General features: G+C 71.7%; 26 protein-coding genes and 2 pseudogenes. 15 read left to right on the top strand and 13 right to left on the bottom strand.

What is annotated here, in order from left to right; all coding sequences use genetic code 11:
- Positions 1-96: 96 nt before the first annotated feature.
- Positions 97-573 carry an SMI1/KNR4 family protein gene (locus H5965_RS40305; protein ID WP_310976331.1) on the bottom strand — a complete coding sequence of 159 codons (477 nt, stop codon included), beginning with the start codon at positions 571-573 and terminating at the stop codon, positions 97-99.
- Positions 574-599: 26 nt separating this feature from the next.
- Here H5965_RS40305 and H5965_RS40300 point away from each other — a divergent pair, with 26 nt between their 5' ends.
- Entirely contained in the window at positions 600-1,442 is an 843-nt protein-coding gene (locus H5965_RS40300) for an NUDIX domain-containing protein (RefSeq protein ID WP_310976330.1), read from the top strand.
- Positions 1,443-1,507: 65 nt separating this feature from the next.
- On the opposite strand, the pseudogene H5965_RS46260 reads toward H5965_RS40300, so the two are convergent.
- The 5 genes and pseudogenes from H5965_RS46260 to H5965_RS40280 all read right to left on the bottom strand — a co-directional run.
- Positions 1,508-1,645: pseudogene (locus tag H5965_RS46260) on the bottom strand (IS481 family transposase); the annotation flags it as partial.
- A 22-nt stretch (positions 1,646-1,667) separates the two neighbouring features.
- A pseudogene (locus tag H5965_RS46255) lies at positions 1,668-1,803 on the bottom strand (IS481 family transposase); the annotation flags it as partial.
- 119 nt (positions 1,804-1,922) lie between these two features.
- The gene (locus H5965_RS40290) at positions 1,923-3,062 is read right to left on the bottom strand and encodes a glutamate--cysteine ligase (protein ID WP_310976329.1); all 1,140 of its coding nucleotides are present in this window, start codon (positions 3,060-3,062) and stop codon (positions 1,923-1,925) included.
- 13 nt (positions 3,063-3,075) lie between these two features.
- Positions 3,076-3,567, bottom strand: coding sequence for a hypothetical protein (locus H5965_RS40285; protein WP_310976328.1), 492 nt, complete (start codon positions 3,565-3,567; stop codon positions 3,076-3,078).
- Positions 3,564-4,331 (bottom strand): alpha/beta fold hydrolase, encoded by a 768-nt coding sequence (locus H5965_RS40280; RefSeq protein WP_310976327.1) that lies wholly within the window; start codon positions 4,329-4,331, stop codon positions 3,564-3,566. Before H5965_RS40280 ends, H5965_RS40285 begins: the two co-directional genes overlap by 4 nt.
- 212 nt (positions 4,332-4,543) lie before the next feature.
- Between H5965_RS40280 and H5965_RS40275 the strand changes: the two genes are divergently transcribed.
- Together H5965_RS40275 and H5965_RS40270 are read left to right on the top strand one after the other, a co-directional pair.
- A complete protein-coding gene (locus H5965_RS40275) occupies positions 4,544-5,305 on the top strand; it encodes a 1-acyl-sn-glycerol-3-phosphate acyltransferase (protein ID WP_086845273.1) in 762 nt (253 codons plus the stop codon).
- A gap of 17 nt (positions 5,306-5,322) precedes the next feature.
- Positions 5,323-5,811, top strand: a complete 489-nt coding sequence (locus H5965_RS40270; RefSeq protein WP_310976326.1) for a polyadenylate-specific 3'-exoribonuclease AS — start codon at positions 5,323-5,325, stop codon at positions 5,809-5,811.
- A 219-nt stretch (positions 5,812-6,030) separates the two neighbouring features.
- Here H5965_RS40270 and H5965_RS40265 read toward each other — a convergent pair whose 3' ends face one another.
- Entirely contained in the window at positions 6,031-7,113 is a 1,083-nt protein-coding gene (locus H5965_RS40265; protein WP_310976325.1) for a 3-deoxy-7-phosphoheptulonate synthase, read from the bottom strand.
- Between the two features lie 282 nt (positions 7,114-7,395).
- On the opposite strand from H5965_RS40265, the gene H5965_RS40260 reads away from it, so the two are divergent.
- Complete coding sequence (locus H5965_RS40260; protein WP_310976324.1) at positions 7,396-8,421, top strand: 6-phosphofructokinase; 1,026 nt, start codon at positions 7,396-7,398, stop codon at positions 8,419-8,421.
- 62 nt (positions 8,422-8,483) lie between these two features.
- On the opposite strand, the gene H5965_RS40255 is transcribed toward H5965_RS40260, so the two are convergent.
- Together H5965_RS40255 and H5965_RS40250 are read right to left on the bottom strand one after the other, a co-directional pair.
- The gene (locus tag H5965_RS40255; RefSeq protein WP_310976323.1) at positions 8,484-9,920 is read right to left on the bottom strand and encodes an aromatic amino acid ammonia-lyase; all 1,437 of its coding nucleotides are present in this window, start codon (positions 9,918-9,920) and stop codon (positions 8,484-8,486) included.
- A 34-nt stretch (positions 9,921-9,954) separates the two neighbouring features.
- Complete coding sequence (locus tag H5965_RS40250; protein WP_310976322.1) at positions 9,955-10,431, bottom strand: group II truncated hemoglobin; 477 nt, start codon at positions 10,429-10,431, stop codon at positions 9,955-9,957.
- A 69-nt stretch (positions 10,432-10,500) separates the two neighbouring features.
- Between H5965_RS40250 and H5965_RS40245 the strand changes: the two genes are divergently transcribed.
- Positions 10,501-10,851 carry a helix-turn-helix domain-containing protein gene (locus tag H5965_RS40245; RefSeq protein WP_310976321.1) on the top strand — a complete coding sequence of 117 codons (351 nt, stop codon included), beginning with the start codon at positions 10,501-10,503 and terminating at the stop codon, positions 10,849-10,851.
- 3 nt (positions 10,852-10,854) lie between these two features.
- Here the strand turns inward: H5965_RS40245 and H5965_RS40240 are convergent, their stop codons facing one another.
- Positions 10,855-11,163: a metalloregulator ArsR/SmtB family transcription factor gene (locus tag H5965_RS40240; RefSeq protein ID WP_310976522.1), complete on the bottom strand. Its 309-nt coding sequence runs from the start codon at positions 11,161-11,163 to the stop codon at positions 10,855-10,857.
- 157 nt (positions 11,164-11,320) lie between these two features.
- Between H5965_RS40240 and H5965_RS40235 the strand changes: the two genes are divergently transcribed.
- The 8 genes from H5965_RS40235 to H5965_RS40200 all read left to right on the top strand — a co-directional run bounded on the left by H5965_RS40235 (position 11,321) and on the right by H5965_RS40200 (position 20,839).
- Complete coding sequence (locus tag H5965_RS40235) at positions 11,321-12,544, top strand: glycoside hydrolase family 18 protein (RefSeq protein WP_310976320.1); 1,224 nt, start codon at positions 11,321-11,323, stop codon at positions 12,542-12,544.
- A 273-nt stretch (positions 12,545-12,817) separates the two neighbouring features.
- A complete protein-coding gene (locus H5965_RS40230; RefSeq protein WP_310976319.1) occupies positions 12,818-13,483 on the top strand; it encodes a DUF2461 domain-containing protein in 666 nt (221 codons plus the stop codon).
- A 90-nt stretch (positions 13,484-13,573) separates the two neighbouring features.
- On the top strand, positions 13,574-14,998 hold the full coding sequence (pyk, locus tag H5965_RS40225) for a pyruvate kinase (protein ID WP_310976318.1): 1,425 nt from the start codon (positions 13,574-13,576) through the stop codon (positions 14,996-14,998).
- A 36-nt stretch (positions 14,999-15,034) separates the two neighbouring features.
- Positions 15,035-15,931 carry an acyl-CoA thioesterase II gene (tesB, locus tag H5965_RS40220; RefSeq protein ID WP_310976317.1) on the top strand — a complete coding sequence of 299 codons (897 nt, stop codon included), beginning with the start codon at positions 15,035-15,037 and terminating at the stop codon, positions 15,929-15,931.
- Positions 15,932-16,280: 349 nt separating this feature from the next.
- Positions 16,281-17,183 carry a helix-turn-helix transcriptional regulator gene (locus H5965_RS40215; protein ID WP_310976316.1) on the top strand — a complete coding sequence of 301 codons (903 nt, stop codon included), beginning with the start codon at positions 16,281-16,283 and terminating at the stop codon, positions 17,181-17,183.
- A 13-nt stretch (positions 17,184-17,196) separates the two neighbouring features.
- Positions 17,197-17,400 carry a DUF397 domain-containing protein gene (locus tag H5965_RS40210; RefSeq protein ID WP_310976315.1) on the top strand — a complete coding sequence of 68 codons (204 nt, stop codon included), beginning with the start codon at positions 17,197-17,199 and terminating at the stop codon, positions 17,398-17,400.
- Positions 17,401-17,553: 153 nt separating this feature from the next.
- Positions 17,554-17,754: a hypothetical protein gene (locus H5965_RS40205; RefSeq protein WP_310976314.1), complete on the top strand. Its 201-nt coding sequence runs from the start codon at positions 17,554-17,556 to the stop codon at positions 17,752-17,754.
- Between the two features lie 61 nt (positions 17,755-17,815).
- Positions 17,816-20,839: an AAA family ATPase gene (locus H5965_RS40200; protein WP_310976313.1), complete on the top strand. Its 3,024-nt coding sequence runs from the start codon at positions 17,816-17,818 to the stop codon at positions 20,837-20,839.
- 141 nt (positions 20,840-20,980) lie between these two features.
- Here the strand turns inward: H5965_RS40200 and H5965_RS40195 are convergent, their stop codons facing one another.
- The 3 genes from H5965_RS40195 to H5965_RS40185 all read right to left on the bottom strand — a co-directional run bounded on the left by H5965_RS40195 (position 20,981) and on the right by H5965_RS40185 (position 24,283).
- Positions 20,981-22,591: a succinic semialdehyde dehydrogenase gene (locus H5965_RS40195; protein ID WP_310976312.1), complete on the bottom strand. Its 1,611-nt coding sequence runs from the start codon at positions 22,589-22,591 to the stop codon at positions 20,981-20,983.
- A 102-nt stretch (positions 22,592-22,693) separates the two neighbouring features.
- Entirely contained in the window at positions 22,694-23,581 is an 888-nt protein-coding gene (locus H5965_RS40190; protein ID WP_310976311.1) for a hypothetical protein, read from the bottom strand.
- A gap of 84 nt (positions 23,582-23,665) precedes the next feature.
- Positions 23,666-24,283 (bottom strand): TetR/AcrR family transcriptional regulator, encoded by a 618-nt coding sequence (locus tag H5965_RS40185; protein ID WP_310976310.1) that lies wholly within the window; start codon positions 24,281-24,283, stop codon positions 23,666-23,668.
- 94 nt (positions 24,284-24,377) lie between these two features.
- On the opposite strand from H5965_RS40185, the gene H5965_RS40180 reads away from it, so the two are divergent.
- Positions 24,378-25,529 (top strand): acyl-CoA dehydrogenase family protein, encoded by a 1,152-nt coding sequence (locus tag H5965_RS40180; RefSeq protein ID WP_310976309.1) that lies wholly within the window; start codon positions 24,378-24,380, stop codon positions 25,527-25,529.
- A gap of 13 nt (positions 25,530-25,542) precedes the next feature.
- Positions 25,543-26,679 carry a CaiB/BaiF CoA-transferase family protein gene (locus H5965_RS40175; RefSeq protein ID WP_310976308.1) on the top strand — a complete coding sequence of 379 codons (1,137 nt, stop codon included), beginning with the start codon at positions 25,543-25,545 and terminating at the stop codon, positions 26,677-26,679.
- Positions 26,680-26,807: the final 128 nt, after the last annotated feature.

Here is a 26,807-nt window from a genome sequence, read left to right as displayed (position 1 = left end):
GATCAAGCCGCTCGTGCCGACTCCGGTCGTCGCCGGGATCCTCCTCGGCGGCCTCAGTCTCGGCATCCTCCTGACCGCGGTCATCGGCGGCCGCGCTCACTCCTCCGGGAAGTCCGCCGACGGCACCAGCCCCTCGGCGAACGCGCGGAACGTCGGCGCCAACGCCAGCTCCGACGCCAGCTCCACGTCGAACCAGGTCACCGACGGCTCCGACGACCGGCGGTAGTCCAGGGCGATCCACGTGTGCCCGTCGCCGGACAGCACCACCACCCGCTTCGGCAGGTCCCACTCGGTGCTCAGATACGGCGAGTCCAAGATCGACAACCGGCCGCCGACGCCGAGCAGGTGGTCGAACGGCACGTGCGTCCCGCTGTACGACGTCGGCTCGCTCGTCGGGAAGGCGTCGAACGCGGCCGCCACCGTGCCGCCGTTGCGCAGGCCCAGCAGCTCGCCGAGCTCGAGGGGCAGCCGGACGCCCAGCTCGCGGCCGGCGTGGGCGAACGCGCGGGCGTCCAGGGGCTCGCCGGGGCCGGCGTCCCAGAAGGTGGGCTTGAGCTGATCGAACCGGGTCACGCCGGAGAGTGTGACAGGCTGGAGCGGTGAGCCCCCCGTCCGCGAGCGTCTTCGTCCGCTGTGCCGGCGGGCACCTGCACTGGGGCCGCTACGGTGCCGCCGGGCTGCTGCTCGTCGATCCCGCCCGCGGCGTCCTGCTGCAGCGCCGCGCGTGGTGGGTGCACCACGGCCGCACCTGGGCTCTGCCCGGCGGCGCCATCGAAGCCGGCGAGACCGCCCGGACCGCCGCCGCGCGCGAAGCCTTCGAGGAGACCTCCGTCCCCGCCGAGGCCTTCCGCGCCGTCTCCGCCTCCGTCGTCGACCACGGCGACTGGAGCTACACCACCGTCCTCGCCCTCGCCGACGGCGCCGAAGCGCGCGTCGCCAACACCGAAAGTGCGGAGGTGCGCTGGGTGGATCCCGACGACGTCCCCGGTTACCCCCTCCACCGCGACTTCGCCGCCGAATGGCCGGACCTGCGCGACCGCGTCGGCCGCGAACTCGTCCTGGTCGTCGACGCGGCCAACGTCGTCGGCTCGCGCCCGGACGGCTGGTGGCGTGACCGGCACGGCGCCGCCGAGCGCCTCCGCGACCAGCTCGCCAAGCTCGCCGAAGCCGGCGTGCCCGACCCGGACGACGCGGCGGTGACCTGGTGGCCGCGGATCATCCTGGTCGTCGAAGGCCAGGCCAAGCACGTCACCGGCACCCCGGGGGTCGAGGTCGTCGCCGCGGACACCGACGGCGACTCGAAGATCGTCGAGGTCGTCGCCCAGCAGCAGGCGAACGTCCTGGTCGCGACGGCCGACCGCGAGCTGAAACGGCGCGTCGAAGCACTCGGCGCGTCGATCATGGGCCCCGGCACGCTCCGCAGGCAGCTCGACGAGCTCTAGTTGTGCTGACCTGTGAGGTTGGGGATGCGGCTGGCGGGCGGGTGGCCTGCGAGCGCGGTGTGGCCGCGGTAGCAGGATCCGTTGTCGGTCAGGACCCGTCGGATGGTGATGCCGTAGTCGGCGAAGAACGCCCGGGCGCGGGTCCAGAACGCGACCGCGGTTTCCCGGGTCTCGTCGGCATGGATTTCGGTGTAGGCCAGGCGGGGAAGCCGGTAGCGGGCCGGCCGGCCCAGTGGGCGGCGGTGGAGACCGACACCTGGAACCGTTCGGCGGCTCGCCGTAGCGGCCAGCCGTCCTCGACGACACAACGGGCCACGCAGCGTCTGCCGGTCGGGGTCAGGGGTGCGTTAGCGTGAGTCACGAGGACCTCCAGGGCAGCCGGTGCAGATGTCGCAACCACACCGACCCCGGAGGCTCTCCCTCACACCAAGATCATCCGATCACGTGTCACCACGATCGCAACCTCCCCGGACAGAACATCTAGTCCCGCGCGATCCCGTCGCGCATCTCGGCGACGAGCGACGCCATCACGGCCTTCAGGCTGCCCTTGTGCTGCTCGGCCACCGCGCGCTGCCGCCGGTAGCTCGGCCCGTAGCGCAGGATCGTCTCGACGTCCCGCAGCTCGGCCACGCAGTCCAGCCGCCGCGCCACCGGCTCCAGCCGGTCCAGCAGGTCGGCGACGTCGTCGGTGACCAGCCGCTCGCGCCCGGCCGCGTCCAGGATGATGATCGCGTCCGTGCCGTAGCGGGCCGCGCGCCACTTGTTCTCCTGGACGTGCCACGGCGGCAGCGTCGGCAGGATCTCGCCGTCCTCCAGGCGCTCGACGAAGTCGTCCACCAGGCACTGCGTCAGCGCCGCGATCGCGCCGACCTCCTCCAGGGTCGGCAGGCCGTCGCAGACGCGCATCTCGATCGTGCCGAGCTTCGGCGACGGCCGGATGTCCCAGCGGATCTCCGAGAAGTGGTCGATCACGCCGGTGGTGAACATGTCCTCGACGTAGCTCTCCAGCTCCGCCCACTTCCGGAACTGGAACGGCAGCCCGGCCGTCGGCAGTTGCTGGAACATCAGCGCCCGGTTCGACGCGTACCCGGTGTCCTCGGCGCCCCAGTACGGCGACGACGCCGACAGCGCCTGCAGGTGCGGCGCGTAGTTGAGCAGCGCGTCGAGGACCGGCAGCACCTTCTCGCGGTGGTCGACCCCGACGTGGATGTGGACGCCGTAGATCAGCATCTGCCGTCCCCACCACTGGGTCCGGTCGATCAGCTTGGCGTAGCGCTCCTTGTCGGTGACCTTCTGCTGGTACCAGTTCGAAAACGGGTGCGTCCCCGCCGAGAACATCTCGACGCCGAGCGGGTCGGCGACGCCGTGCACGACGTCGAGCGAGCCGGCCAGGTCGGCCTTGGCCTCGGCGATCGTGTCGCAGACCCCGGTGATGATCTCGATCGTGTTGAGCAGCAGCTCCTGCTTGATCTTCGGGTGCTCGTCCCGCCCGTCGGGCCGGACGGCCTCGAGGATCTGCTCGGCCACCGACGACAGCTCGCCGCTGCGGCGGTCGACCAGGCCGAGCTCCCATTCCGCGCCGACGGTCGATCGCCGCGAAGGACTGAACTCGATGTGCATCGCCGTCCGGGGGTCAGACCTGGGCGCCGTTGCTGGGGTCCGCGCCGGGCGGCGGCCCCTGGCGCACGCGGAGCAGCAGCAGCGCGATCGCCGTCGCGAGCGCGAGGATGCCCAGCGGCGTCGCCACCGTCGGGCCGACGCCGATCGCGCCGGGCAGGATCAGCAGGAACAGCCCGGACAGGAACAGCAGCAGGATGAGGAACGCGCCCAGCTTCGGCCGGGGCAGCGGCGGCGGCTCCGGCGGGACGTAGTGCTCGTCGTCGCCGGCCGGGTCGTCGGAGAACATCGTGGTGTCCCACGACGTGCCCCCGGAGCGCCAGCCGGGCTCCGGCGGACTGTCCACGGCCGGCGGGTCGGCGGGCCGCTCGGGCGTCTTGCGGGACTCGGTCCCGGCGGCCTCGGCGGTGTCCTCTTCCGGGAGGCCGAACCCGCCGGCCCGCAGGTCCGCGACGATCTCGGCGAACGTCGCGTCGACGTCCTCCGGCCCGTCCTTCCCCCGGCTCATGCGGTCTCCTCGGGCTGGGCGGCGTGCGCCTTCGCGAACTCGACGCTGCGGGTGAAGATCACTTCGGCGTCGTTGTCCTGCGTCGCCACGTGGTAGCTGTTCTCCAGCACGACCTCGGTGACGTCGGTGCTCGAGACGCCCCGGAGCACCAGCTGCGAGTTCACCGGCTCGACGACGTGGTCGACCGACGAGTGCAGCAGCAGCACCGGCTGCGTCACCTTGGCCAGGTCGGCGCGCACGACCGCCCACAGCTTCGCCAGGCTCGCCGCCGCGCGCACCGGCGTCCGCGGGTAGGCCAGCTCCGTCTCGCCCGGCTTCTTGATGTCGTTCGCGATCGCCGGCACCGACGGCACGATCCGGCCCAGCACCGGCAGCAGCTTGGTGTCCCACTTCAGCCGCGTCACCGACGGGTTGACCAGGACGATCCCGGCGATCCGGTCGCCGAACTCCTCGGCCAGGCGCAGGGTGAGCGTGCCGCCCATGGAGAGGCCGCCGACGAAGACGGTCTTGCAGGTCGCGAGCAGCGCGAGGAGGGCCTCGCGGACGGCGCCGTACCAGTCCTCCCACGTCGTGCGGTTGAGGTCCGGCCAGCGGGTGCCGTGGCCCGGCAGCAGCGGGCAGCGCACCGTGAACCCGGCGCCGGCCAGGTGGTCACCCCAGGCCCGCATGCTCGCCGGAGTACCGGTGAACCCGTGGCAGAGCAGGAACCCGGTTTCGGCCGAACCGGTGTGGCCGAACGGTTCCGCGCCGGCGAGCACGCCCATGCGATCGCCTTCCGTGTGAGCGGTGCAGTCCGTCCATGCTCTCACGCCCGGCGGACCTTGTGGGGCTCCGCCCGGGCCCGGAATTCGCTGTGAGATCGATCGCTGCCGAAGTGGTAACCGGGTGGTCGGCGTTGTGCGGCGGCCGCCGGTGTTCGTAGGCTGTTCGTCTCGGGTGACAGGGGCTGCGGCTGCGATGGAGGACTGAGGCACCGGTGCTGTACTGGCTCATGAAGTGGGTGTTCCTCGGACCGCTGCTCAAGACGCTCTGGCCGACCAAGGTCGTCGGGGCGGAGAACATCCCCGAGACGGGTGGCGCGATCCTGGCCGGCAACCACCTGGCGGTCGCGGACTCGTTCTTCATGCCGCTGCGGGTCAAGCGCAAGGTGACCTTCCCGGCCAAGTCCGAGTACTTCACCGAGCCGGGCTTCAAGGGCACGCTCAAGAAGTGGTTCTTCACCGGCGTCGGCCAGTTCCCGATCGACCGGTCCGGCGGCAACGCCGCCCAGGCCGCCCTCGACACGGCCACCCGCCTGGTCCGCGAGGGGCACCTGCTCGGCATCTACCCGGAGGGCACCCGCTCCCCGGACGGCCGCCTGTACAAGGGCAAGACGGGCGTCGCCCGGATCGCCCTGGAGTCCGGCGGCGTGGTGGTCCCGGTGGCGATGATCGGCACGGACAAGGTCAACCCGATCGGCTCGAAGATGTGGTGGCCGCGGCGGCTCGAGGTCCGGTTCGGCAAGCCGTTGGACTTCTCCCGGTACGAGGGGCTGGCGGGCGACCGGTTCATCGAGCGGTCGATCACGGACGAGATCATGTACGCCCTGATGGAGCTCTCGGGCCAGGAATACGTCGACATCTACGCGGCGAAGGCAAAGGAGCTGCTGGCGGCGGAGGCGGCCGGGGTCAAGCCCGCGGTGCCCGCCCAGCCGTCCGCCCGCGACGCGGCCCGGGTGCCGGATTCCAAGGTCGGCTGACCCACTACTGTTCACCAGTGCGTTTTTTCTACGACACCGAGTTCATCGAAGACGGCGTGACGATCGATTTGGTGTCGATCGGGGTGGTCGACGAGCGGGGCCGCGAGTTCTACGCGGTCTCGACGGAGTTCGACCCTTCGAAGGCGGGGCCGTGGGTCCGGGACAACGTCCTGGACAAGCTCCCGTCCCCGGCCGACCGGGCCTGGCGGAGCAGGGAGAAGATCCGCGCGGACCTGCTGGAGTTCTTCGGCAAGCCGCCGGGCGGGATCGAGCTGTGGGCGTGGTTCGCGGCGTACGACCACGTGGCCCTGGCCCAGCTGTGGGGCCCGATGCCGGCGCTGCCCCGGCAGCTGCCGAGGTTCACGCGGGATCTGCGCCAGCGCTGGGAGGACGCCGGGAAGCCGAAGCTCCCGGCGGCGCCGACCGACCAGCACGACGCACTGGCGGACGCGAAGCACAACCTGGCGCGGTGGGAAGTCATCGAGAGCTACTTCCCACGCCGCTGACCGCCCGGCCGGCCGCGGGGGCGCCCCCCGGTTTCCACTTTACCGGCGGGGACCGACACTTCCCGAAGCTCGCCGCGGTTCGAACGTCGCGAATGACTCATTGGGGACCTCGGACGTCCCCAATGAGTCATTCGCGACGTCCGGTCCTGCCGCACGCCCCGGAACTGTCGGGGGTCCCCGGTAACGTAAAAACCGGGGGACCCCCAGGCCGGGGACCTCTCAGCGGCGCGCCCGCACCGCCGAGGCCAGCTCGTCCAGCAGCGGCGCCGTGTCATCCCAGGCCAGGCAAGCGTCCGTGATCGACTGCCCGTAGGTCAGCTCCGAAGCCCGCCCCAGCGAAAGCTCCTGCCGCCCACCCGCGAGGAAGCTCTCCATCATCAGCCCGGCGATCCCGCGCTCACCCGCGGCGATCCGCGCCGCCAGCTCGGAAACCACCACACCCTGCCGCACGTGGTCCTTGCCGCTGTTGCCGTGCGACGCGTCGATGATCACCCGCTCCGGCAGCCCCGCCTTCGCCAGGCGTCCCAAGGTGTCCGCGACCGTGGCCGCGTCGTAGTTCGGGCCGGCGTTGTGGCCGCGCAGGATCACGTGGCAGTCCGGGTTGCCCGATGTCGTCAGCAGCGCCGCCAAACCGTCCGTGTTGATGCCCGGGAACACGTGGCTGGCCGCCGCCGCGCGGGTGGCGTCGATCGCCACCTGGACGTCGCCCTCCGTCGAGTTCTTGATGCCCACCGGCATCGACAGGGCGCTGCACAGCTGGCGGTGGACCTGGCTGGCCGCCGTCCGCGCGCCGATCGAACCCCAGGTCACGATGTCCGCGATGAACTGCGGCGTGATCGGGTCGAGGAACTCGCAGCCCACCGGCAGGCCCAGCGCCGAGACGTCGAGCAGCAGCCTGCGGGCCATCCGCAGGCCCTTGTTGACGGCGAACGTGCCGTCGAGGTCCGGGTCGTTGATCAGGCCCTTCCAGCCCAGCGTGGTGCGTGGCTTCTCGAAGTACACGCGCATCACGATGTGCAGCTCGCCGCGCAGCTCCTCGGCCTTCGCGGCCAGCCTGCGGGCGTAGTCGAGGGCCGCCTCGGGGTCGTGGACCGAGCACGGGCCGACCACGACCAGCAACCGGTCGTCGCGGCCTTCGAGGATGTCGACCGTTTCGGCGCGGCCGTGGCGCACCACCTTCGCGACCGCGGCGTCGACCGGATGGTCTTCGCGCAGCAGTGCGGGCGAAATGAGCGGACTGATCGACGTGGTGCGCGCGGCGTCGAGGTCACCGATGGTGGCCGGTCCGGCGGAGAGCGTCATGGCGGGGGTGTTCCTTCCTGGTGGACACCGACCCGCGGGGGACTCGCCGAGCCGGTTGGAGATCCGGCTCGGGGTGGGAGGTCAGCGCAGGTTCACGCCGCCGTGCCCACCCGGGGCCGGCTTCGTAAACCAGAAATAGCGCTGCACGGGCTCAACGTAGCACAGCCGTCACCCGGACCGATCCGGCAGGTGGTAGGGGCTGCACCGATCAAGACGAGAGCCGCTACGCTGACACCCGACGAAATGTGACTGTCATCTCCCGAGAACAGACGGAGGCTTCTCATGCGTGTCGGTGTGCTGACCGGCGGCGGCGACTGCCCGGGGCTCAACGCGGTGATCCGCGCGGTGGTGCGCAAGGGCATCGAGGTGCACGGCTGGGACTTCGTGGGCTTCCGCAACGGCTGGAACGGCCCGCTCACCGGCGACAGCCGCCCGCTGGGCCTGAACGACGTCGAGGACATCCTCACCCGCGGCGGCACCATCCTGCGGTCCTCGCGCACCAACCCGTACAAGGTCGACGGCGGCGTCGAGAAGATCAAGCAGGTCCTCGCCGACCAGGGCGTCGACGCGCTGATCGCGATCGGCGGCGAGGACACCCTCGGCGTCGCGAAGCGGCTGACCGACGACGGCGTCGGCGTCGTCGGTGTCCCCAAGACGATCGACAACGACCTGGGCGCCACCGACTACACCTTCGGCTTCGACACCGCGGTCTCCATCGCGACCGAGGCGATCGACCGGCTGCACACCACGGCCGAGTCGCACCACCGCGCGCTGGTCGTCGAGGTCATGGGCCGGCACGCCGGCTGGATCGCGCTGCACTCCGGCCTGGCCGGCGGCGCGAGCGTCATCCTGGTGCCGGAGAAGCACTTCAACGTCGACCAGGTCGTCTCCTGGGTCGAGCGCCGCTTCGAGAAGGAGTTCGCGCCGATCATCGTCGTCGCCGAGGGCGCGCTGCCCGAGGGCGGCGAGGAGAAGCTGCTCACCGGCGAGAAGGACGCTTTCGGGCACGTCCGCCTCGGCGGCATCGGCACCTGGCTGGCCGACGAGATCGCCCACCGCACCGGCAAGGAGTCCCGCGCGGTGGTCCTGGGTCACGTCCAGCGCGGCGGCACCCCGACGGCCTACGACCGCGTCCTGGCGACGCGCTTCGGCCTCAACGCGGTCGACGCGGTCGCGGACGGCGACTTCGGCGTGATGGTCGCCCTCAAGGGCACGGACATCGTCCGCGTGAAGCTGTCCGAGGCGACGGCCGAGCTGAAGACGGTCCCGGCCGAGCGCTACCAGGAAGCCGAAGTCTTCTTCGGCTGAGTTGTCCGCTGCGGGGCACCTCCACGGCTCTGAACCGCCGTGAAGGTGCCCCGCACGGCGTTTCAGATCCGGGCCAGCGCGTCCAGCACACCGCCCGCGGCGGCGATGTCGTCGGTGAGCGGCCGGTCGTCGAGACCGGGATCCAGCACCTCCGACGCCGCTTCGAAGGCGTCCCGGACCGGCAGTTCCACCAGGTCCGCCTCCCGCATCCGCAGCGCCCGGACCGCCGCCACCAGCTCGCACGCCAGCACCTGCTGGTAGGCCGAACACGCCGCCGTCGCCGCGCGGGCCGCCTGCGTCGAGAAACTCGCGTGGTCCTCGATGCCGCGGGAGACCACCGCCGTGCCGAGCGTGGCCGGGAGCGCCGCCTGGCGCAGCTCCGTCAGCGCGTCGTGCGCCACGTACTCCAGGATCATCACGCCCGAGCTGCCCGGCGGCCCGGCCGCCAGGAACGGCCGCAGCCCGGTGAACTCCGGCTCCACCAGGTCGCCGAGGCGCGCCACCGACAGCTCCGCCACCTGGTGCACGGTCGCCCGCGCCTGGTCCAGCGCCGTCGACACGTACGCCGTGTGGAAGTGCGCGTGGTGGTAGGCGTCGTTGTGGACCGTCGAGATCATCGGGTTCTCCGTGCTCGCGTTGATCTCGACGGCGAGGACGTCCCGCAGGTAGTGGATCGCGTCCAGTGCCGGGCCCTGCACCTGCGGGAACGCCCGCAGCCCGAACGGGTCCTGGATCCGGCGTCCCGGCTTCGGCGTCTGGTGCATGCCCAGCAGCCGCCGCATCTCGGCCGCGCAGGCGACCTGCCCGGCGTGCGGACGCGCTTCGTGCACCGGCGTCGCGTACGCCTCGGGGTTGCCGTCGAGAGCGACGTACGTCAGCGCCGCGACGGCGTGGCTCGCGCGGGTCAGCGAGTCCAGCCGCATCGCCGCGAGAGTCGCTTCGGCGAGCGTCGCGGCGTTGCTGCTCATGAAGGCCAGCGCGTCACCCGCCCGCACCGGGACCGGCGGCACGTGCCCGGTGACCCACGGCCGTTCGCCGGTGAGCGCCAGCGCCGCCTCGGCCAGCGGGGCCAGGTCGCCGGTGCCGATCGCGCCGAGCCGGTGCACCAGCGGCCGCGCGCCGGTGCGGACCGCTTCGGCCAGCGCGCCGATCAGGTCCGGGCTGATCCCGGACCGCCCGGAGAGCAGCTGGTTGAGCCGGATCAGCAGCATCGCCCGGACCTGGCCGGGCGGCATCTCGTCCCCGCTGCCGCCCGCGTGACTGCGCAGCAGCCGCAGGCCGTGCGCCACGGAACTCTCGACCGTGTCGTCCTTGTTGGCCCCGACGCCGGTGGTGCGGCCGTAGACCACCCGGCGCGTGCTCAGCTCTTCGGCGAGCTTCCACGCGTGCTCGGCCGCTCGCAGCGCGGCGATCGAGACGTCGATGCCCAACGGGCCCTCGGTGCGCGCCGCGGCCACCACGTCCGCGCACCGCAGGGTCCGGCCGTCCACCCGGATCAAGGCAGCCTCCTTCCGACTGCCCCTCACTATGCGGCTACGACGACGGCGGCTGCCAGGGCGGTACCGGCCAGTCCCACTGCGGGACCGGTTCGTGCAGGTTCGGTTCGGCGCCGGGCGCGGAGAAGATCACGGCCAGGCGGCTGCCCCACTCGAGGTAACCGGCGAACGCGGCCCGGAACTCCGGGTCGCCGGGCAGGCCGGCCTCGTCGGCGGCGTCGAGCAGCAGGGTCACCCACCGGCGGCGTTGCTCCTCGGTGATCCCGCGGCCGAGGTGGCGGCCGATCATGTGGGCGTGCCCGCCGTGGCCCGCGGAGTACTCGGCCGGCCCCCCGAACACCTCGCCGAGCCAGACGGCCACGTGCTCGGCGTGGTGCGGGTCCATGTGCCGGAAGACCGGTTCGAGCAGCGGATCTTCGAGGACGTGCCCGTAGAAGATCGTCAACAGCTTCACGAGGGCTTCGTGGCCGCCCGCCCATTCGTAGAGGGTCGGCGTGGTTTTTGGCACGATCACCCGGTCAGGCAACCAGTGGTTCCCCCGGCCGGGCAACCACGTACTTTCCGGTGCGTAGGGGAGAGCGGGATGAAGCGGTACCACTGCGCGACGGAGCTGGCGGTCGACCTGATCGGGGGCAAGTGGAAGCCGGTGATCCTGGCCCACCTCAAGGAGGGCGCCCACCGCTACGGCGAACTCCGGCGCCGGATGCCGGCGGTGAGCGAGAAGATGCTGACCCAGCAGCTGCGCGAGCTGGCGGCGGACGGCCTCGTCCGCCGCGAGGAGTTCGACGGCCGGGTCCCGCACGTCGAGTACCACCTGACGGCGGTGGGGGAGGAGCTGCGCCCGGCGCTGACCGCGCTGTACGAGTGGGGCGAGCGCCGCGCGGCCGAGCGGGGCATCGCCTTCGAGCCGGCGCCGGAGCCCGGCCGGCCCTGACCTTCAAGGCGAGCCGGTCTCGTCCAGCCGGCTTTCCAGCGCGTCGAGGCGGTCCGACCAGAACCGGCGGTAGGGCGCCAGCCAGGCGTCGACCTCGGCCAGGGGCTCCGGGCGCAGGGCGTAGCACCGCTTCTGCGCCGCGACCCGGACCGTCACCAGCCCGGCTTCGCGCAGCACCCGCAGGTGCTTGGACACCGCGGGCTGGCTCAGCGCCAGCTCGTCGACCAGCTCGCCGACCGAGCGCTCGCCGTCGCGCAGCAGGTCGAGGATGGTCCGGCGCCGGGGTTCGGCGAGGACGTCGAAAGTCTGCATCACCCCTGAAATGTGCTCCGCCGGGCATATTCCTGTCAAGGAATGTGGATCTGCCATGGTCTGAACCATTGACCTAGTGGTCTAGTCCACTTACGGTGAGTGTGGTCCCCACCACTCCGGCACCGTGGCCGTGAGTAATTCCCGGGAGGGAGAACGCATGTCCCGTTTGCGCAGGAAGAGCTTCTCGGCCCTGCTGGCCGTGGCGGCCGCCGCGGGCCTCGTCGCGGGCGGCGCGGCCGCCCCGGTGGCCGTCGCCGCGACCGAGAGCGCCCAAGCCTCCGTCGGCAAGGTGGTCGGCTACTTCACCGAATGGGGGGTCTACGACCGCAACTACCACGTCAAGAACATCGAGACGTCGGGCTCGGCGAGCAAGCTGACCCACATCAACTACGCGTTCGGCAACGTGACGAACGGCGGCTGCGCGATCGGCGACGCCTACGCCGACTACCAGAAGACCTACGACGCCGCGGGCAGCGTCGACGGCGTCGCCGACACCTGGGACCAGCCCCTGGCCGGCAGCTTCAACCAGCTCAAGAAGCTCAAGGCCAAGCACCCCGGCCTGAAGGTCCTCTGGTCCTTCGGCGGCTGGACCTGGTCGGGCGGCTTCGCGCAGGCCGCGAAGAACCCGGCGGCGTTCGCGAACTCCTGCTACAACCTGGTCAACGACCCGCGCTGGGCCGGCGTCTTCGACGGCATCGACATCGACTGGGAGTACCCCAACGCCTGCGGCCTGAGCTGCGACACCAGCGGCGCGGCGGCGTTCAAGAACCTCCTGGCGGCGCTGCGGGCGAAGTTCGGCTCGAAGCTGGTCACCGCGGCGATCACCGCGGACGGCACCAGCGGCGGCAAGATCGACGCGGCCGACTACGGCGGCGCGGCGCAGTACGTCAACTGGTACAACGTGATGACCTACGACTACTTCGGTGCGTGGGCCGCGCAGGGCCCGACGGCTCCGCACTCGCCGCTGACGTCGTACTCCGGCATCCCGACCGCCGGCTTCTACTCCGACGCGGCGATCCAGAAGCTCAAGAGCAAGGGCGTCCCGGCGAGCAAGCTGCTGCTGGGCATCGGGTTCTACGGCCGCGGCTGGACGGGCGTCACGCAGAGCGCCCCGGGCGGCACCGCGACCGGCCCGGCCCCGGGCAAGTACGAGCAGGGCATCGAGGACTACAAGGTGCTCAAGACGTCCTGCCCGGCGACCGGCACGGTCGCGGGGACCGCGTACGCCAAGTGCGGCAGCAACTGGTGGAGCTACGACACCCCGGCGACCATCGCGGGCAAGATCTCCTACGCCAAGACCCAGGGCCTGGGCGGCGCGATGTTCTGGGAGCTCTCGGGCGACACCACGAACGGCGAACTGATCACCGCCGTCGCGAAGTGACCACCCCCGGTGCGGCCGGCCGCCGGCCGCACCGGGGCTCACCCCGCCCCGGCGGGTGGGTGCTCCGCCGTCGCGCGCAGCAGCTCGCCGAGCACCCCGATGTCCACATCGGACAGCCGCTCGAACCGGACGCAGCTCTTCCCGGCCGAACCCTTCGGGCGGCCTCGCCCTGGGTTTCGGGGGCACGAGCCGGAACCGCTCGATCACCTCGTCGTGTCCGGCGCGGTGGTCCTCGTGCGGGAGTCGCCGGTGCCCCCGTTTATCTTCGTCGGCGTGAAGTTCAGCGGATTCGGCGAGTACGCCGTCGACTTCTTCGACGGCCTCGTGGAGGACAACTCCAAGCCCTACTGGGACGACCACGTCGAGACCTACAAGTCCGACGTCCGCGCGCCGATGGAAGCGCTGCTGGCCGAGCTCGCCCCCGAGTTCTCCGACGGCTTCGGCGAGCCCAAGGTGTTCCGCCCCTACCGGGACGTCCGCTTCGCCAAGGACAAGACGCCGTACAAGACGCACTGCGGCGGGGTGATCGAGCAGGGCCGCGGCGGCGGCGCCTACTACGTCGAGGTGGGCCCCGAGGGTCTGCGCGTCGGTGGCGGCTGCTTCTACCTCGCATCCGACCAGATCGCCCGGTTCCGCAAAGCGGTCGACACGGAGCTGCACGGCGAGGCGCTGCGGAAGATCCTCGCCAAGCTGGAGCGCACGGGCTGGGAGGTCAAAGGCGACCGCCTGAAGTCGAAGCCGCGCGGGTTCGCCGAGGACCACCCGCGCCTCGACCTGCTGCGCTACCGCTCGGTGTACGCCGTGCGCGGCTGGGAGCCCGACGACGTCCTGCACGAGCGGGGTGCCTTCGACCGCGTCCGGAAGGCCTGGCGGCAGCTGCGCGAGTTCAACGAGTGGGCCCGCGACCGGGTCGGCCCGAGTGAGCGGCCGCGTCGCTAGCGTGATCTGACGAGGCAGGTTCTGAACATCTTCTTGAACATTCGGGATCGGTACAGACGAACGCGCGAAGAGGGTCTACGCTATGTGGACGTGAGCCGACGCGCGAAGATCGTTTGTACCCTGGGCCCTGCCACCGCGACCCCGGAGAAGATGCGGGCCCTGGTGGATGCCGGCATGGACGTGGCCAGAATGAACTTCAGCCACGGCAGCCACAGCGACCACAAGCAGGTCTACGACCTGATCCGGGCCGCCGCCGCGGAGAGCGGGCGGGCGGTCGGCATCCTCGCCGACCTGCAGGGCCCGAAGATCCGCCTGGGCACCTTCGCCGGCGGGCCGGTCGAGTGGCACAACGGCGACATCGTCCGGATCACCGTCGAGGACGTCGCCGGCACCCACGACCGCGTCTCGACCACCTACAAGGGCCTGGCGAAGGACGCCAAGCCCGGCGACCGCCTGCTCGTCGACGACGGCAAGGTCGGCCTGGTGGTCAAGGGCGTCGAGGGCCCGGACGTCGTGTGCGAGGTCACCGAGGGCGGCCCGGTCAGCAACAACAAGGGCGTCTCGCTGCCCGGCATGGACGTCTCCGTGCCGGCGCTGTCCGACAAGGACATCGAGGACCTCGAGTTCGCGCTCGAGCTGGGCGTCGACTTCATCGCCCTGTCCTTCGTCCGCTCGCCGGCCGACATCGACCTGGTCCACCAGGTGATGGACCGGGTCGGCAAGGGCCGGCTGCCGGTCGTGGCCAAGATCGAGAAGCCCGAAGCCGTCTACAACCTCGAAGCCATCGTGCTGGCCTTCGACGCGGTGATGGTCGCCCGCGGCGACCTCGGCGTCGAGCTGCCACTGGAGCAGGTCCCGCTGGTGCAGAAGCGCGCCATCCAGATCTGCCGCGAGAACGCGAAGCCGGTCATCGTCGCGACGCAGATGCTCGAGTCGATGATCAACAACTCCCGGCCGACCCGCGCCGAGGCCTCCGACGTCGCGAACGCGGTGCTCGACGGCACCGACGCGGTGATGCTGTCCGGCGAGACCAGCGTCGGCCGCTACCCGATCGAGACCGTGCAGACGATGGGCCGGATCATCGAGGCGGTCGAGACCGACTCGCCGATCGTGCCGCCGCTGTCGCACGTCCCGCGCACCAAGCGCGGCGTCATCTCCTACGCCGCCCGCGACATCGGCGAGCGGCTCAACGCGAAGGCCCTGGTCGCGTTCACCCAGTCCGGTGACACCGTGCGCCGCCTCGCGCGGCTGCACACCCGGCTGCCGCTGCTCGCGTTCACGCCCGAGGAATGCGTCCGCAGCCAGCTGTCGATGACCTGGGGCACCAACACCCACATCGTCCCGCAGGTCAGCTCGACCGACCAGATGATCCAGCAGGTCGACCACGCGATGCTGGAGATGGGCAAGTACCAGAAGGGCGACCTGGTCGTCATCGTGGCCGGTTCCCCGCCGGGCACCGTCGGGTCGACCAACCTGATCCGCGTGCACCGGCTCGGTGAAGACGACCACGCTTGAGAGACCGACCGCTCAGTATGCACGTATGGTCCTGACATGACTGAAATGGCCAGGACGGCCGCCACCGAACTGGAGCTCCCCGGTGGCGGCCAGCCGGTGCTCGACCGCCTGATCGCGCTGCTCGACCTCGAGAAGATCGAAGAGAACATCTTCCGCGGCGTTTCGCCCGCCCACTCGCCGGTGCGGGTGTTCGGCGGCCAGGTCGCCGGCCAGGCGCTGGTCGCGGCCGGGCGCACGGTCCCCGAGGAACGCCGGGTGCACTCGCTGCACGCCTACTTCATCCGCGGCGGCGACCCGAGCGTGCCGATCGTCTACGAGGTCGACCGGATCCGCGACGGCCGGTCGTTCACCACCCGCCGGGTCGTGGCGATCCAGCACGGCAAGGCGATCTTCTCGCTCTCGGCGTCGTTCCAGACGGACGAGGCGGGCATCGAGCACGCCGAGGCCATGCCGGAGGGCGTGCCGGCGCCGGAGACGCTCCCGACGCTGATGGAGCGCGCCGAGGGGTACGCGATCGGCGCGCACGCCCGGCCGCGGCCGATCGACCTGCGGTACGTCAACGAGCCGCCGTGGGTCACCCGGCAGACCGGCGAGCGGCCCGCGCGCAACCAGGTGTGGATGCGCGCCGACGGGAAACTGCCCGACCAGCAGCTGCTGCACGTCTGCGTGCTGACCTACGCCTCGGACATGACGCTGCTGGACTCGGTGCTCGCCCGCCACGGCGTCTACTGGGACACCGACAAGGTGCTCGGCGCCAGCCTCGACCACGCACTGTGGTTCCACCGGCCGTTCCGCGCGGACGAGTGGTTCCTCTACGACAGCGCCTCCCCGACGGCGTCCGGCGCCCGCGGCCTGGCCACCGGCCGGTTCTTCGCCCAGGACGGCACGCTGATCGCGACGGTCGTCCAAGAAGGACTCCTGCGCGTGTTGTGAGGTTCGCCGGGAAATCACCCGCACGGGCGACCAATTGCCCGAATATCGGTCTCCGGAATAGGGCATTCGACGCGGGTGAGGAGCCCGGGACCGATCGGGGGACAGCCCCGGACTCCTCCGTCCGATGATCGCGCGGCACTCCGCGCGGTCATCGTCTACCCTGCTCAGAGGCCGGTCGAAGCCACGGCTGGCCGACTGTCAGGCGCCCGACGCAGTGCAGGGTGCGAGGATACAAGAGCATTCTGCAAATTGCAGATCCGGCGCCGGAATCGACTCGCTGTTAATGCTCCACCGACTCCGCGCCCGGGTGGTTGGATACAGGTAGCACTCGACATCCGGAGGTGCCGCGATGGCAAGGGGACAGAGCCCCACGGTTCGCCGCCGGCGGCTGGCGGGGGAGTTGCGCCGCCTCCGCGAGGCCGCCGACCTCACCATCGACGAGGTCGGCGAGAAGCTCGAGTGCTCGGCGTCGAAGATCAGCCGCATCGAAACCGGCCACGTCGGCGTCACCCCGCGTGACGCCCGGGACATGCTCGCCCTCTACGGCATCACCGGCGACGAGCAGGAGGCGCTCGTCCAGCTGGCCAGGGAGGCCCGCAAGCGCGGCTGGTGGCACGCCTACAACGAGGTGTTCACCGGCACCTTCGTCGGGCTCGAAGCCGACGCCAGCTCGCTGCGCGCGTTCCAGGCCCTGCTGGTGCCCGGGCTGCTGCAGACCGAGCGGTACGCCCGCGCGGTGATCCGCGCGCTGCGGCCGGACGCCGAGGACGCCGAGATCCGCCGCCGCGTCGCCGCCCGGATGGCCCGGCAGGAACTGCTGTCCGAGACCCCGCCGCCGGAGTACTGGGCGGTGATGGACGAAGCCGTGCTCCGCCGCGTGGTCGACAGCCCCGAAGTGATGGCCGAGCAGCTCTACCGGATGGTCGCCGTCGCCGAGAAACCGAACGTGACCATCCAGGTCGTGCCGTTCGGGGCCGGCGCGCACCCCGGCATGGAAGGCCCCTTCCTCATCATGGGCTTCCCCGAGCAGGCCGACCCGGACGTCGTCTACGTCGACGACAGCACGTCCAGCGGTCTTTACCTGGAGGAACCCACAGACGTGCGGCGCTACGGGCTGATGTTCGACCATCTGCGCGCCGCCGCACTGAAACCGGACGACTCGGTGGACCTGATCGCCGAGGCGGCCGGACGGTTCGCCGAACAGGCGGCCGTACCGGGTCCGGTGCACCATCCGGAACCGAGGACACAGTAAGGGAGTGGGGACCATGGAAGCAGAACTCTCCGGGGCGCGGTGGCGCAAGAGCAGCCACAGCGGCGGCGGCAACGACTGCGTCGAGGTCGCGTTCGTCGAAGGCGGAGCCGCGGTGCGCGACTCGAAGGACCCCGAAGGGGGTGCGTTCCGCCTGCCCGCGTCGGGCTGGCGGGGGCTGCTGGCCGCGGTGCGGACCGGCGGCCCAGCACGCGACTGAGCCCTCTGGAAAAGACCCCTTACCCCCGCCGAGCTGGGCTCGGCCGGGAGTAAGGGGTCTTTTCGCGCGCAGGCGTACGTGATCACCCGATGCCCGGGGCGGCACCTCAGGACGAACCTGAGTGCTACCAACCGCCAGGGACAGGGGAACACGATGCACAGCGATCTCATGCTCGACGCAGTCCGGGCCGAAGCGGCCTACCGGGCCGAGGAACTGCGGAAGGCCGGGCGCAGCGCCTGGGCCGCCCGCGCCCGCCGCGCCGTCCGCCACGTGCGGGCCGCGCGCACCGACGTCGACGTACCGAAGCAGGAGCGCCGGGAAGCCGCCCGGGCGACCGCCGAAACCGCCCGGTAAGGGGGGCGGGATGGTGTCGATGGCGATAAGCGGTCGGAAACTGTCGGTGGGGTGAGCAACAATGCTCCTCGTGCCCCGACTCGGCTCCGGAATCCCGCTCGTCGCCCGTACCCACGAGATGCGGCGGCTCCGCGCCGCCTTCGCCAGGGCCGAACGTGGCGAAGCCGGCGCGGTGCTGCTCTCGGGGGACGCCGGGGTCGGCAAGACCCGGCTGCTGACCGCGCTCGCCGAGCACGTCGCCGGCTGCAGTGGGCTCGTGCTCACCGGCCGCTGCATCGACGTCCGCGAAGGCGGTCTTCCTTATCTTCCGTTCGCCGAGGCGCTCGCCCCGCTGGGCAGCGCGACGGATCCGGCGGTCGCCGCCGCGGTGCGGGCCCGGCCCGCCCTCGGGCGGCTGCTGCCGCAGGGGCAGGGCCTCGAGGAACCCCGGGCGGCCGAACACCCGCCGATGACCTCCAACGACCGGGAAACCATGGTGCGTCCCCGGCCGGAGCAGGATCTCGGTCAGCTGCAGTTGTTCGACGCGGTACTGGGGGTGCTGACCGAGATAGCGCAGGCGCGCCCGGTGGTGATCCTCCTCGAGGATCTCCACTGGGCCGACGCCTCGACCCACAACCTGCTGTCCTTCCTGCTCAGCCGCCTGCGGGCGCAGCGGCTGCTGGTCGTGGGCAGCTACCGCGAGGAGGACGTCCACCGGCGGCACCCGCTGCGCGGCCTCCTCTCCGAACTGGTCCGGCTCGCCACGGTCGAGCGCGTCGACCTGCAGCCGTTCGGCGCGGCCGACGCCCGCAGGTTCGTCGAGGCGCTGGCCGACGAGCCGCTGCCGCCGGACGTCGTGGCCGACATCGTCAGCCGCTCCGAGGGCAACCCGTTCTTCGCCGAGGAGCTGCTCGCCACCAAGACCGAGTGCAACGACCTGCCCGCCGGGCTGGCCGAGGTGCTGCTGTCCCGGCTCGAGCGGCTCTCCCCGGACGCCCGCCGGGTCGCGCGGGTGATCTCGGTGGCCAACGAGCCGGTCATGCACGGCGCGCTCGCCGAAGTCTCCGCGCTGGGGGAACTCGAACTCGACGAGGCGCTGCGCGAAGCCGTCCAGCACCACGTGCTGGTGGTGCTCTCGGACGGCTCGTACACCTTCCGGCACGCGTTGCTGCAGGAAGCGGTGTACGGCGACCTGCTGCCCGGGGAGCGGTCACGCACGCATGCGGCGTACGCGGCGCGGATCAAAGCGCGTCCTCAAGGGCGTGGCCACGACGCGAAGCTGGCCTACCACTCGATGCAGAGCAGCGACCTCGCCACCGCGTTGCCGGCATTGCTGCGCGCGATGGACGAAGCCGAGAAACTCGGCGCGCCCGGGTCGGCGCTGCAGCACGTCGAACAGGCGCTGTCCATCTGGGACGCCGTCACGCCGGCGGACCGGCCCGAAGGGGTCGACGAGCTGAAGCTGCTGTACGAAGCGTCGTACTTCGCGGGGACGTCCGGTGAGCCCGAGCGGGCCGCCGCGTTCGCCCGCTCCGCCACCCAGGCGCTGACCGGCGAGATCCCGAACGACCGGGCCGCGAAGGTGTGGCGGCGGCTGGCGGACGCGCTGCTGGCGCTGGAAGGCACCCTGGACGAGGCGGTCGCCGCCATCGACCGGGCCTGGGACCTGGTCAAGGACACCGAGCCCAGCTCCGCGCGCGCCTGGGTGCTGGCCAGCCGGGCCGGCTTCCTCCGGATCCTCGACCAGCCCGAAGCGGCGCTGGACAGCGCGCTCACCGCGGTCGCCGACGGGCAGGCCGTGGGCGCGACCGGCGCCGAGGCGTCGGCGCTGGTCACCCTGGGCACGCTGGCCGACTCGCGCGGCGATGCCGCCGAGGCCCGGGAGCGGCTGCGCCAGGCCCAGCGCAAGGCGCGTGAGGTCGGCGCGTACAACACCGAAATCCGCGCGACCTACTTCCTGGCGCTGAGCCACGACGACCAGGGCGACTTCGCCGCGGCGCTGGAGCACGCCTCACACGGCGTCGCGCGGGCCGAGGAAGCCGGGCTGAGCTGGAGCGTCTACGGGCTCGAGCTGCGGGCACGGCAGCTGATGCTGCGCTACCTGATGGGCGACTGGCCGGACGAGAGCGCCGGCCGCGCCGGACGCGGGGTGTCCAACGCGGTCGCCGCGCGGATCCTGGCCATCTGGTCGCTGTTCGTCGTCGCCCGCGGCCGGTTCGGCGAGGCCGAGAAGCTGCTGTCGGGGCTGCGGCAGCACTGGACGGCGGACATGCAGATCCCGCTGTCGGCCGGGGGCGCCGGCATCGAGCTGGCGTACTGGCGCGGCGACCACGCCGGGGCCGTGCGCCAGGCCGAAGACCTGATCGGCTGGCTGGAGCGGATCGAACCCGGCCTGCTGGCCGGCATCCGGGTGGGCGCGCTCGGCGTGTCCGCCGCGGCCGCGCTGGCCGCCGACGCCCGCCTCCACGGCGACCAGGCCGCGGCCGAAGCCGCGGTGGCGGCCGGCGAGCGTTTCCTGGCGCACGGCCGGATGTGCTCGGTCGTCGGCCAGCCGCGCTCGGGGGCGCTCGGGCCGGAGGGCCGCGCCTGGCTGGCCCGCCTGGAGGCGGCGGCGACCTGCCTGTCCGGTCGCGGCGACGCGGACCAGTGGGCTGCCGCGGCGGAGGCGTTCGGCTACGGCGCCGTCTACGAGCAGGCGGTCTGCCGCTGGCACGAGGCGGAAGCCCGGCTGGCGGCGGACGAGGGCGCGGGCGCGTCCCTCGAAGCGGCCCACGCGGTGGCGGTCCGGCTCGGCGCGATCCCGCTGCGCGACGCGGTCCGCGACCTGGCCCACCGCGCCCGCATCGAGCTGGACGGCGTCGAACCGGCACCCCCGGCCCGCACGGTCACCGACCCCCTGACCGACCGCGAGCGCGACGTCCTGGAGCGCGTCGCCCTCGGCCGCACGAACCGCCAGGTCGGCGAAGAGCTCTACATCAGCGAAAAAACGGTGAGCGTCCACCTTTCCCGCGTGATGGCCAAGCTCGGCGCCAGCCGCCGCGCGGAGGCCGTCGCCATCGCCTACGACCGAGGCCTCCTCACCGCCCCCACCGCCGAACACGCGTGATCAGAGGGTCGACACGCGTGATCGAAGGGTCGACACGTGTGATTGAAGGGTCGACACGGCCGGGCCCGCGGGTTTCGCCGTGTCGACCCTCCAATCACGAGTGATGACCCTTCAATCACGCGTGCTGACCCTTAAATCACGTCAGCGGGGGAGGCGGCGGAGGGCTTTGAGGCCGAACGTCATGCCTCGGGACCACAGCGAGCCCGGGACAGCGCGAGGCGGGCGCAGGGCCAGGCCGCGCTGGAGCGCGATCGACTGGGACTCCGTGTACTTCAGCAGGCCTTCGGCGCCGTTGCGGCGGCCGACGCCGGAGTCCTTCATCCCGCCCATCGGGACGCCGACGCTGCCGAACGTCGCCGCGTAGCCCTCGTTCACGTTGACCGTCCCGGCCTTCAGCCGCGCCGCGACCTCCCAGCCCGCGCGGCCGTTGCGGGACCAGACGCTGGCGTTGAGCCCGAACGGCGTGTCGTTGGCCCGCTCGATCGCGTCCGTGACGTCGGTGTAGCCGTAGATCGACACCACCGGCCCGAACGTCTCCTCGGCGAACGGCAGCATGTCCGGCGTGACGTCCGAAAGCACCGTCGGCTCGTAGAACAGCGGGCCGAGGTCGGGCCGCGCGCGGCCGCCGGTGAGCACCGACGCGCCCTTCGCGCGGGCGTCCTCGACGTGCGCCGACACCGCCGCGAGCTGGTCTTCCGACGTCAGCGAGCCCATCTGGGCGTGGTAGTCCAGCGCGCCGCCGAGCCGCACCGCCGCGGTCCGGGCGACGAACGCGCGGGTGAACTCGTCGCGGATGTCCTCGTGGACGTAGATCCGCTCGACCGACACGCACAGCTGCCCGGCCGAGGAGAAGCACGCCGTCACCGCGCCCGTCGCGGCCTTCGCGACGTCGGCGTCGGGCAACACGACCATCGGGTTCTTGCCGCCGAGCTCCAGCGAGTACGACGTCAGCCGCTTCGCCACCTGCCCGGCCAGCTCCTTCCCGGTCGGCGTGGACCCGGTGAAGCAGAGGTAGTCCGACTCCTCGACCAGCGCGGTGCCGATCTTCGAGCCCCGGCCGAGCACGATCTGCCAGGTCCCGGCGGGCAGCCCGGCCTCCTCGGCGAGCTCGTGCAGCCACAGCGCCGAAAGCGCGGTCTGGTTGTCCGGCTTCTGCACGACGGCGTTGCCCGCGGCCAGCGCCGGCAGGACGTCCATCGCGGTCAGGGCCAGGGGGTAGTTCCACGGCGAGATGATCCCGACGACGCCCTTGGGGTGCCGGACCTCGCCCGCGCGGGTCAGGCCGGGAATGACGCCGGCGACGCGCCGGGGCGCGAGGATCTTCGCCGCGTGCTTCCCGTAGTAGGCCGCCACCAGCGCGGTCGCGCTGACCTCGTCGAACGCGTCGAGCCGCGCCTTGCCGGCTTCGACCTGGACCAGGTCGAGCGCCTCGTCCTGCCGCGCGAGGACCAGGTCGTGCAGCCGGGTGAGGACGCGGGCGCGCTCGGCGGGGGAGCGGTCCGCCCACGGCCGCTGGGCCGCCCGGGCACTGTCGAACACCGCGCGGACGTCGGCGTCGGTGGCCTGCGGCAGGGTGGCGATCGGCAGCCCGGTGAAGGGCGCCCGCATCCGGATCGGCGCCGAGTCCGCGCCGCCCCGGACGCGGGCGACGAGCTGGGCCGCCCGCACCGAGCTCGGCGCTCCGGCGACGCCGCCGATCGTCGGCGGCAGCGAGGTGTCTTCGACCGCGTTCGCGGGGGTCGTGCTGGTCATGACGTCTCCGTTCCGCGGAGTCCGCGCGACGTCGCGCGGAGGTTACCGACGAGTACACCATACCGTCGGTACGTCAGGTGTCCAGCGTGATGTGAATAAAATTCACGTATTGGGCGGGTTCAGCGGCGGCAGCTGGTAGTTCGGCTCGGTCGGTTCCTGCCGGTCCGGGTGCGGCTGCGCCTGGGTGACGCCGCCGTAGGGATCGTCGGGCTGCTGCGAGGGAGACGCCGGGGTGCCGTAGGAGGGCGGTGGCTGCGGACCGGTCTGCGGCGGGGCCTGCGCGGGGAACGGCTGCGACGGCGGATATCCCTGGTACGGCTGCGCGAACTGCTGCTGCGGCACCGGGTACGGCCTCGACGGCTGCTGGTACGGCCCCGGCGGCGGCCCGGCCGGGGCCGCGGCGGGTGCCTGCCGCCCGGCCAGCGCCGCGGACACCAGCGCCAGCAGGGCGACGATCCCGCCGCCGATCAGCAGCCAGAACCCGATCCCGGTCAGGTAGTGGGACTTGACCGTCCCTTCGTCGGACTCGTAGCTCAACGTCGCCGAGACGTCCATGCCGAGCATCCACACCGCCGCGGTCACCCCGGCGGCGCCCGCCACCAGGGCCGTCCGGGCGGCCGAGCGCACGCCGGGCTTCGCGGAGCGGCGCGCGCCGGCCAACGCCAGCCCGGCCCCGGCCAGCAGCACGACCGAGGCGGCGGTCAGCGGGATGCCGTACCGGGCGACGTGCGTCTGCTCGTAGAACTTCTTCGCTTCCTCGCCGGGTTCGACGGCGAACGAGCGCGACCAGGCGCTGATCGTCTGGCTGCTCTCGGTCTTGCCGTCCACCACCTGCTCGAACGACGTCTGCGGCAGGAACGACCCGGTGATCACCAGCGCCGCGGCGAGGATGCCGAGGATCGCGGCGAACAGCCGGAAGACGGCACCCGGATCGGCCGGCGGCTGTGCGGGCGGCGGGCCGTAGGGGTACGGGTACGGGGCGGCGGTCATCGGAACTCCCCTCGTTCGGAGGGGATTGGACCACGAAATCGCCTGCGGGATAAGGGGCAAAGCGCCCTGGTGGTGCCGCGCTGGTCAGCTCGGCGCAGCGGTAGCGTCCTGGTAGAGCAGGACGGCGATGCGCTTCCACTCGTCCAGCAGCTGCCGGCGCCGGTTCGGGTCGCCGCCCAGCTCGGCGTCCAGCGCCAGCCCGCGGGTGAGGTTCACGGTGAGCCAGAACAGCATCTCCGCGCGTTCCGGCGGGAGTTCGCCGGCGACCTGCGTGACGTGCTCGAGCGTGGCGCGGCCGAGCGCGCGGTCGACCGGGCGGATGGCCGCGCGCAGCTCGGGATCGGTGCGGGCAGCGACCCAGAGCTCGGTGACGGCCGTCGAGAGCGTGCCGGAGTAGCCGGCCCACAGCAGGTCGATGGCCGCGGCGACCCCGCTGCCGCCGCCGGGCAGCTCGTCCAGCGACGCCGCGAGCTGGCGGCGCAGCTTCGTCGTCAGGTGCTCGACCGCGGCCGCCATCAGCTCGGCCTTCGCGGTGAAGTGGTGCTGCACCGCGCCCTTCGACACGCCCGCGCGGGCGCAGATCTCCTGCACCGACGTGCGCGCGTAGCCGACCTCGACCAGGCAGTCGATGGTCGCGTCGAGCAGCGCGGTGCGGGTCTGCTCGCGCCGCTGTGCCTGGGTCCGGTGCGTCGTCTCGGTCACCGCGGCCTCCCACCTTTACCTACGGGCCGGTACGGATGTACATTCCGATCAGAACTTACATGCTGATCGGAATGTTTTCCAGCAGGAGGGTCCCGTGCCACTGCAACTGCCGAAGAGCTCGTGGAGCACGACCGAGCTCGATGACCTCCGCGAACTCGCGCGGTCCTTCCTGCAGAAGGAAGCCGTCCCGCACCAGGAGCGCTGGGCGGCGGAGAAGAAGGTCGACCGCGAGCTGTGGACGAAGGCGGGCGAGGTCGGCCTGCTCTGCCTGTCCATCCCCGAGGAGTACGGCGGAGGCGGCGGCACCTTCGCGCACGAAGCCGTCCTCTACGAAGAGCAGGCGCGGGCGGGGGACAGCGCGTGGGGCGTCACCGTCCACAATGGAATCGTCGCGCACTACCTGCTCGCTTACGCCTCGGAAGAGAAGAAGCGCGAGTGGCTGCCGAAGCTGGCCAGCGGCGAGATGGTCGGCGCGATCGCGATGACCGAGCCCGGCACCGGCTCCGACCTGCAGGGCATCAAGACGCGCGCGGTCCGCGACGGCGACCACTACGTCATCAACGGCGCCAAGACCTTCATCACCAACGGCCTGCACGCCGGCCTCGTGGTCGTCGCGGTGAAGACGGACCCGGACGCGGGCGCGCAGGGCGTCTCGCTGATCGTGGTCGAGACGGACACGCCGGGCTTCCGCCGCGGCCGCGTCCTCGACAAGGTGGGGCTCAAGGGCCAGGACACCGCCGAGCTGTTCTTCGACGACGTCCGCGTGCCGGCCGCCAACCTCCTCGGCGACGCCGAGGGCCAGGGTTTCTTCCAGCTGATGCTGCAGCTGCCGCAGGAGCGGCTGATCATCGCCGTCACCGCGGTGGCCGGGCTGGAGGCGGCGGTCGACCTCACGCTCGAGTACACCAAGGAGCGCACGGCGTTCGGCCGGCCGATCTTCTCCTTCCAGAACACCAAGTTCACCCTCGCCGAGGCGGCGACCGAGGCCGCGGTGGCACGCGCGTTCCTCGACCAGTGCATCGAACGCCACCTGCGCGGTGAACTGGACGTCCAGGGCGCGGCGATGGCGAAGTTGTGGACCACCGAGCGCGTCAACAAGGTGATCGACGACTGCGTGCAGCTCTTCGGCGGCTACGGCTACATGACCGAGTACCCGATCGCGCGTGCCTGGGCCGACGTCCGGATCTCCCGGATCTTCGGTGGCACCAGCGAAATCATGAAGGAAATCATCTCCCGCTCGCTCTGAAAGGGTCCCGCTCATGAAGGCAGGTCCGCTCGGCGGCCTGAAGGTGGTGGAGCTCGCGGGTCTCGCGCCCGGGCCCTTCGCCACGATGATCCTCGCCGACCTCGGCGCCGACGTCGTCCGCGTCGACCGCGCGCAGCCGGGGGAGGACGTGCTCGGCATCCAGACCGACCCGCTCGCCCGCGGCCGCCGGTCGGTCGGCATCAACACCAAGACGCCCGAAGGCGTGGAGCTGGTGCTGAAGCTCTGCGACACGGCCGATGTCCTCATCGAGGGCTTCCGCCCCGGTGTCGCCGAACGGATCGGGCTCGGCCCCGACGTCGTGCACGCCCGGAACCCGCGGCTGGTCTACGGCCGGATGACCGGCTGGGGCCAGGACGGGCCGCTGGCCACGGCGGCCGGGCACGACATCAACTACATCGGCATCGCCGGTGCGCTGGAGCCGATCGGGCGCGCGGGCGAGCGGCCGGTGCCGCCGCTCAACCTCGTCGGCGACTTCGGCGGCGGCGGGCTGCTGCTCGCGATGGGCGTCCTGGCCGCGCTGTACGAGCGGAACACGTCCGGCCGCGGCCAGGTCGTCGACGCGTCGATGGTGGACGGCGCGGCGCTGCTCACCACCAGCCTGCACGGCATCAAGGCGGCCGGGCTCTGGTCGGAGGAGCGTGGCGAGAACATGCTCGACGGCGGCGCGCCGTTCTACGACACGTACGAGACCGCGGACGGCAAGTACGTCGCCGTCGGCGCGATCGAGATGCGGTTCTGGGGCGAGCTGGTCAAGGTCCTGGAGCTGGACCCGGCGGAGCTGCCGCTGCACATCGACAAGACGCAGTGGCCGCGGCTGCGCGAGATCGTGGCGGGCGCGATCGCCAAGCACACGCGCGACGAGCTCGTGGCGCGCGCGTCCGGCACCGACGCGTGCCTGACACCGGTGCTGTCGCCGTCGGAAGCGGCGTCGCACCCGCACAACGCGGCGCGCGGCACGTTCGTCGAGATCGGCGGCATGGTCCAGCCGGCGCCGGCGCCGCGGTTCGACCGGACCCCGCCGTCGACGCCGGAAGCCCCGCGCGCCAAGGGATCCGACACCGAAGCCGTGCTCGCCGAGCTGGGCGTCACCGACCTCGACGCCCTGCGCGCGGCGGGGGTGATCGCCTAGCTGTGATGTCCAGGGACGTTGTTCCGAGTCGAGGTGACCCGGTGTCGGCCTGTCGTGCTGACAGGTGAAGGCCTCCGGTTGTGAAGTGGAGCTGTCTAGGAACCACATCACCCGCCGGAGGCCTTCGT

The sequence above is a fragment of the Amycolatopsis sp. 505 genome, assembly GCF_031625235.1.
In the GTDB taxonomy this organism is placed as follows: domain Bacteria; phylum Actinomycetota; class Actinomycetes; order Mycobacteriales; family Pseudonocardiaceae; genus Amycolatopsis.
This window is presented reverse-complemented; position numbering and strand designations above follow the sequence as displayed.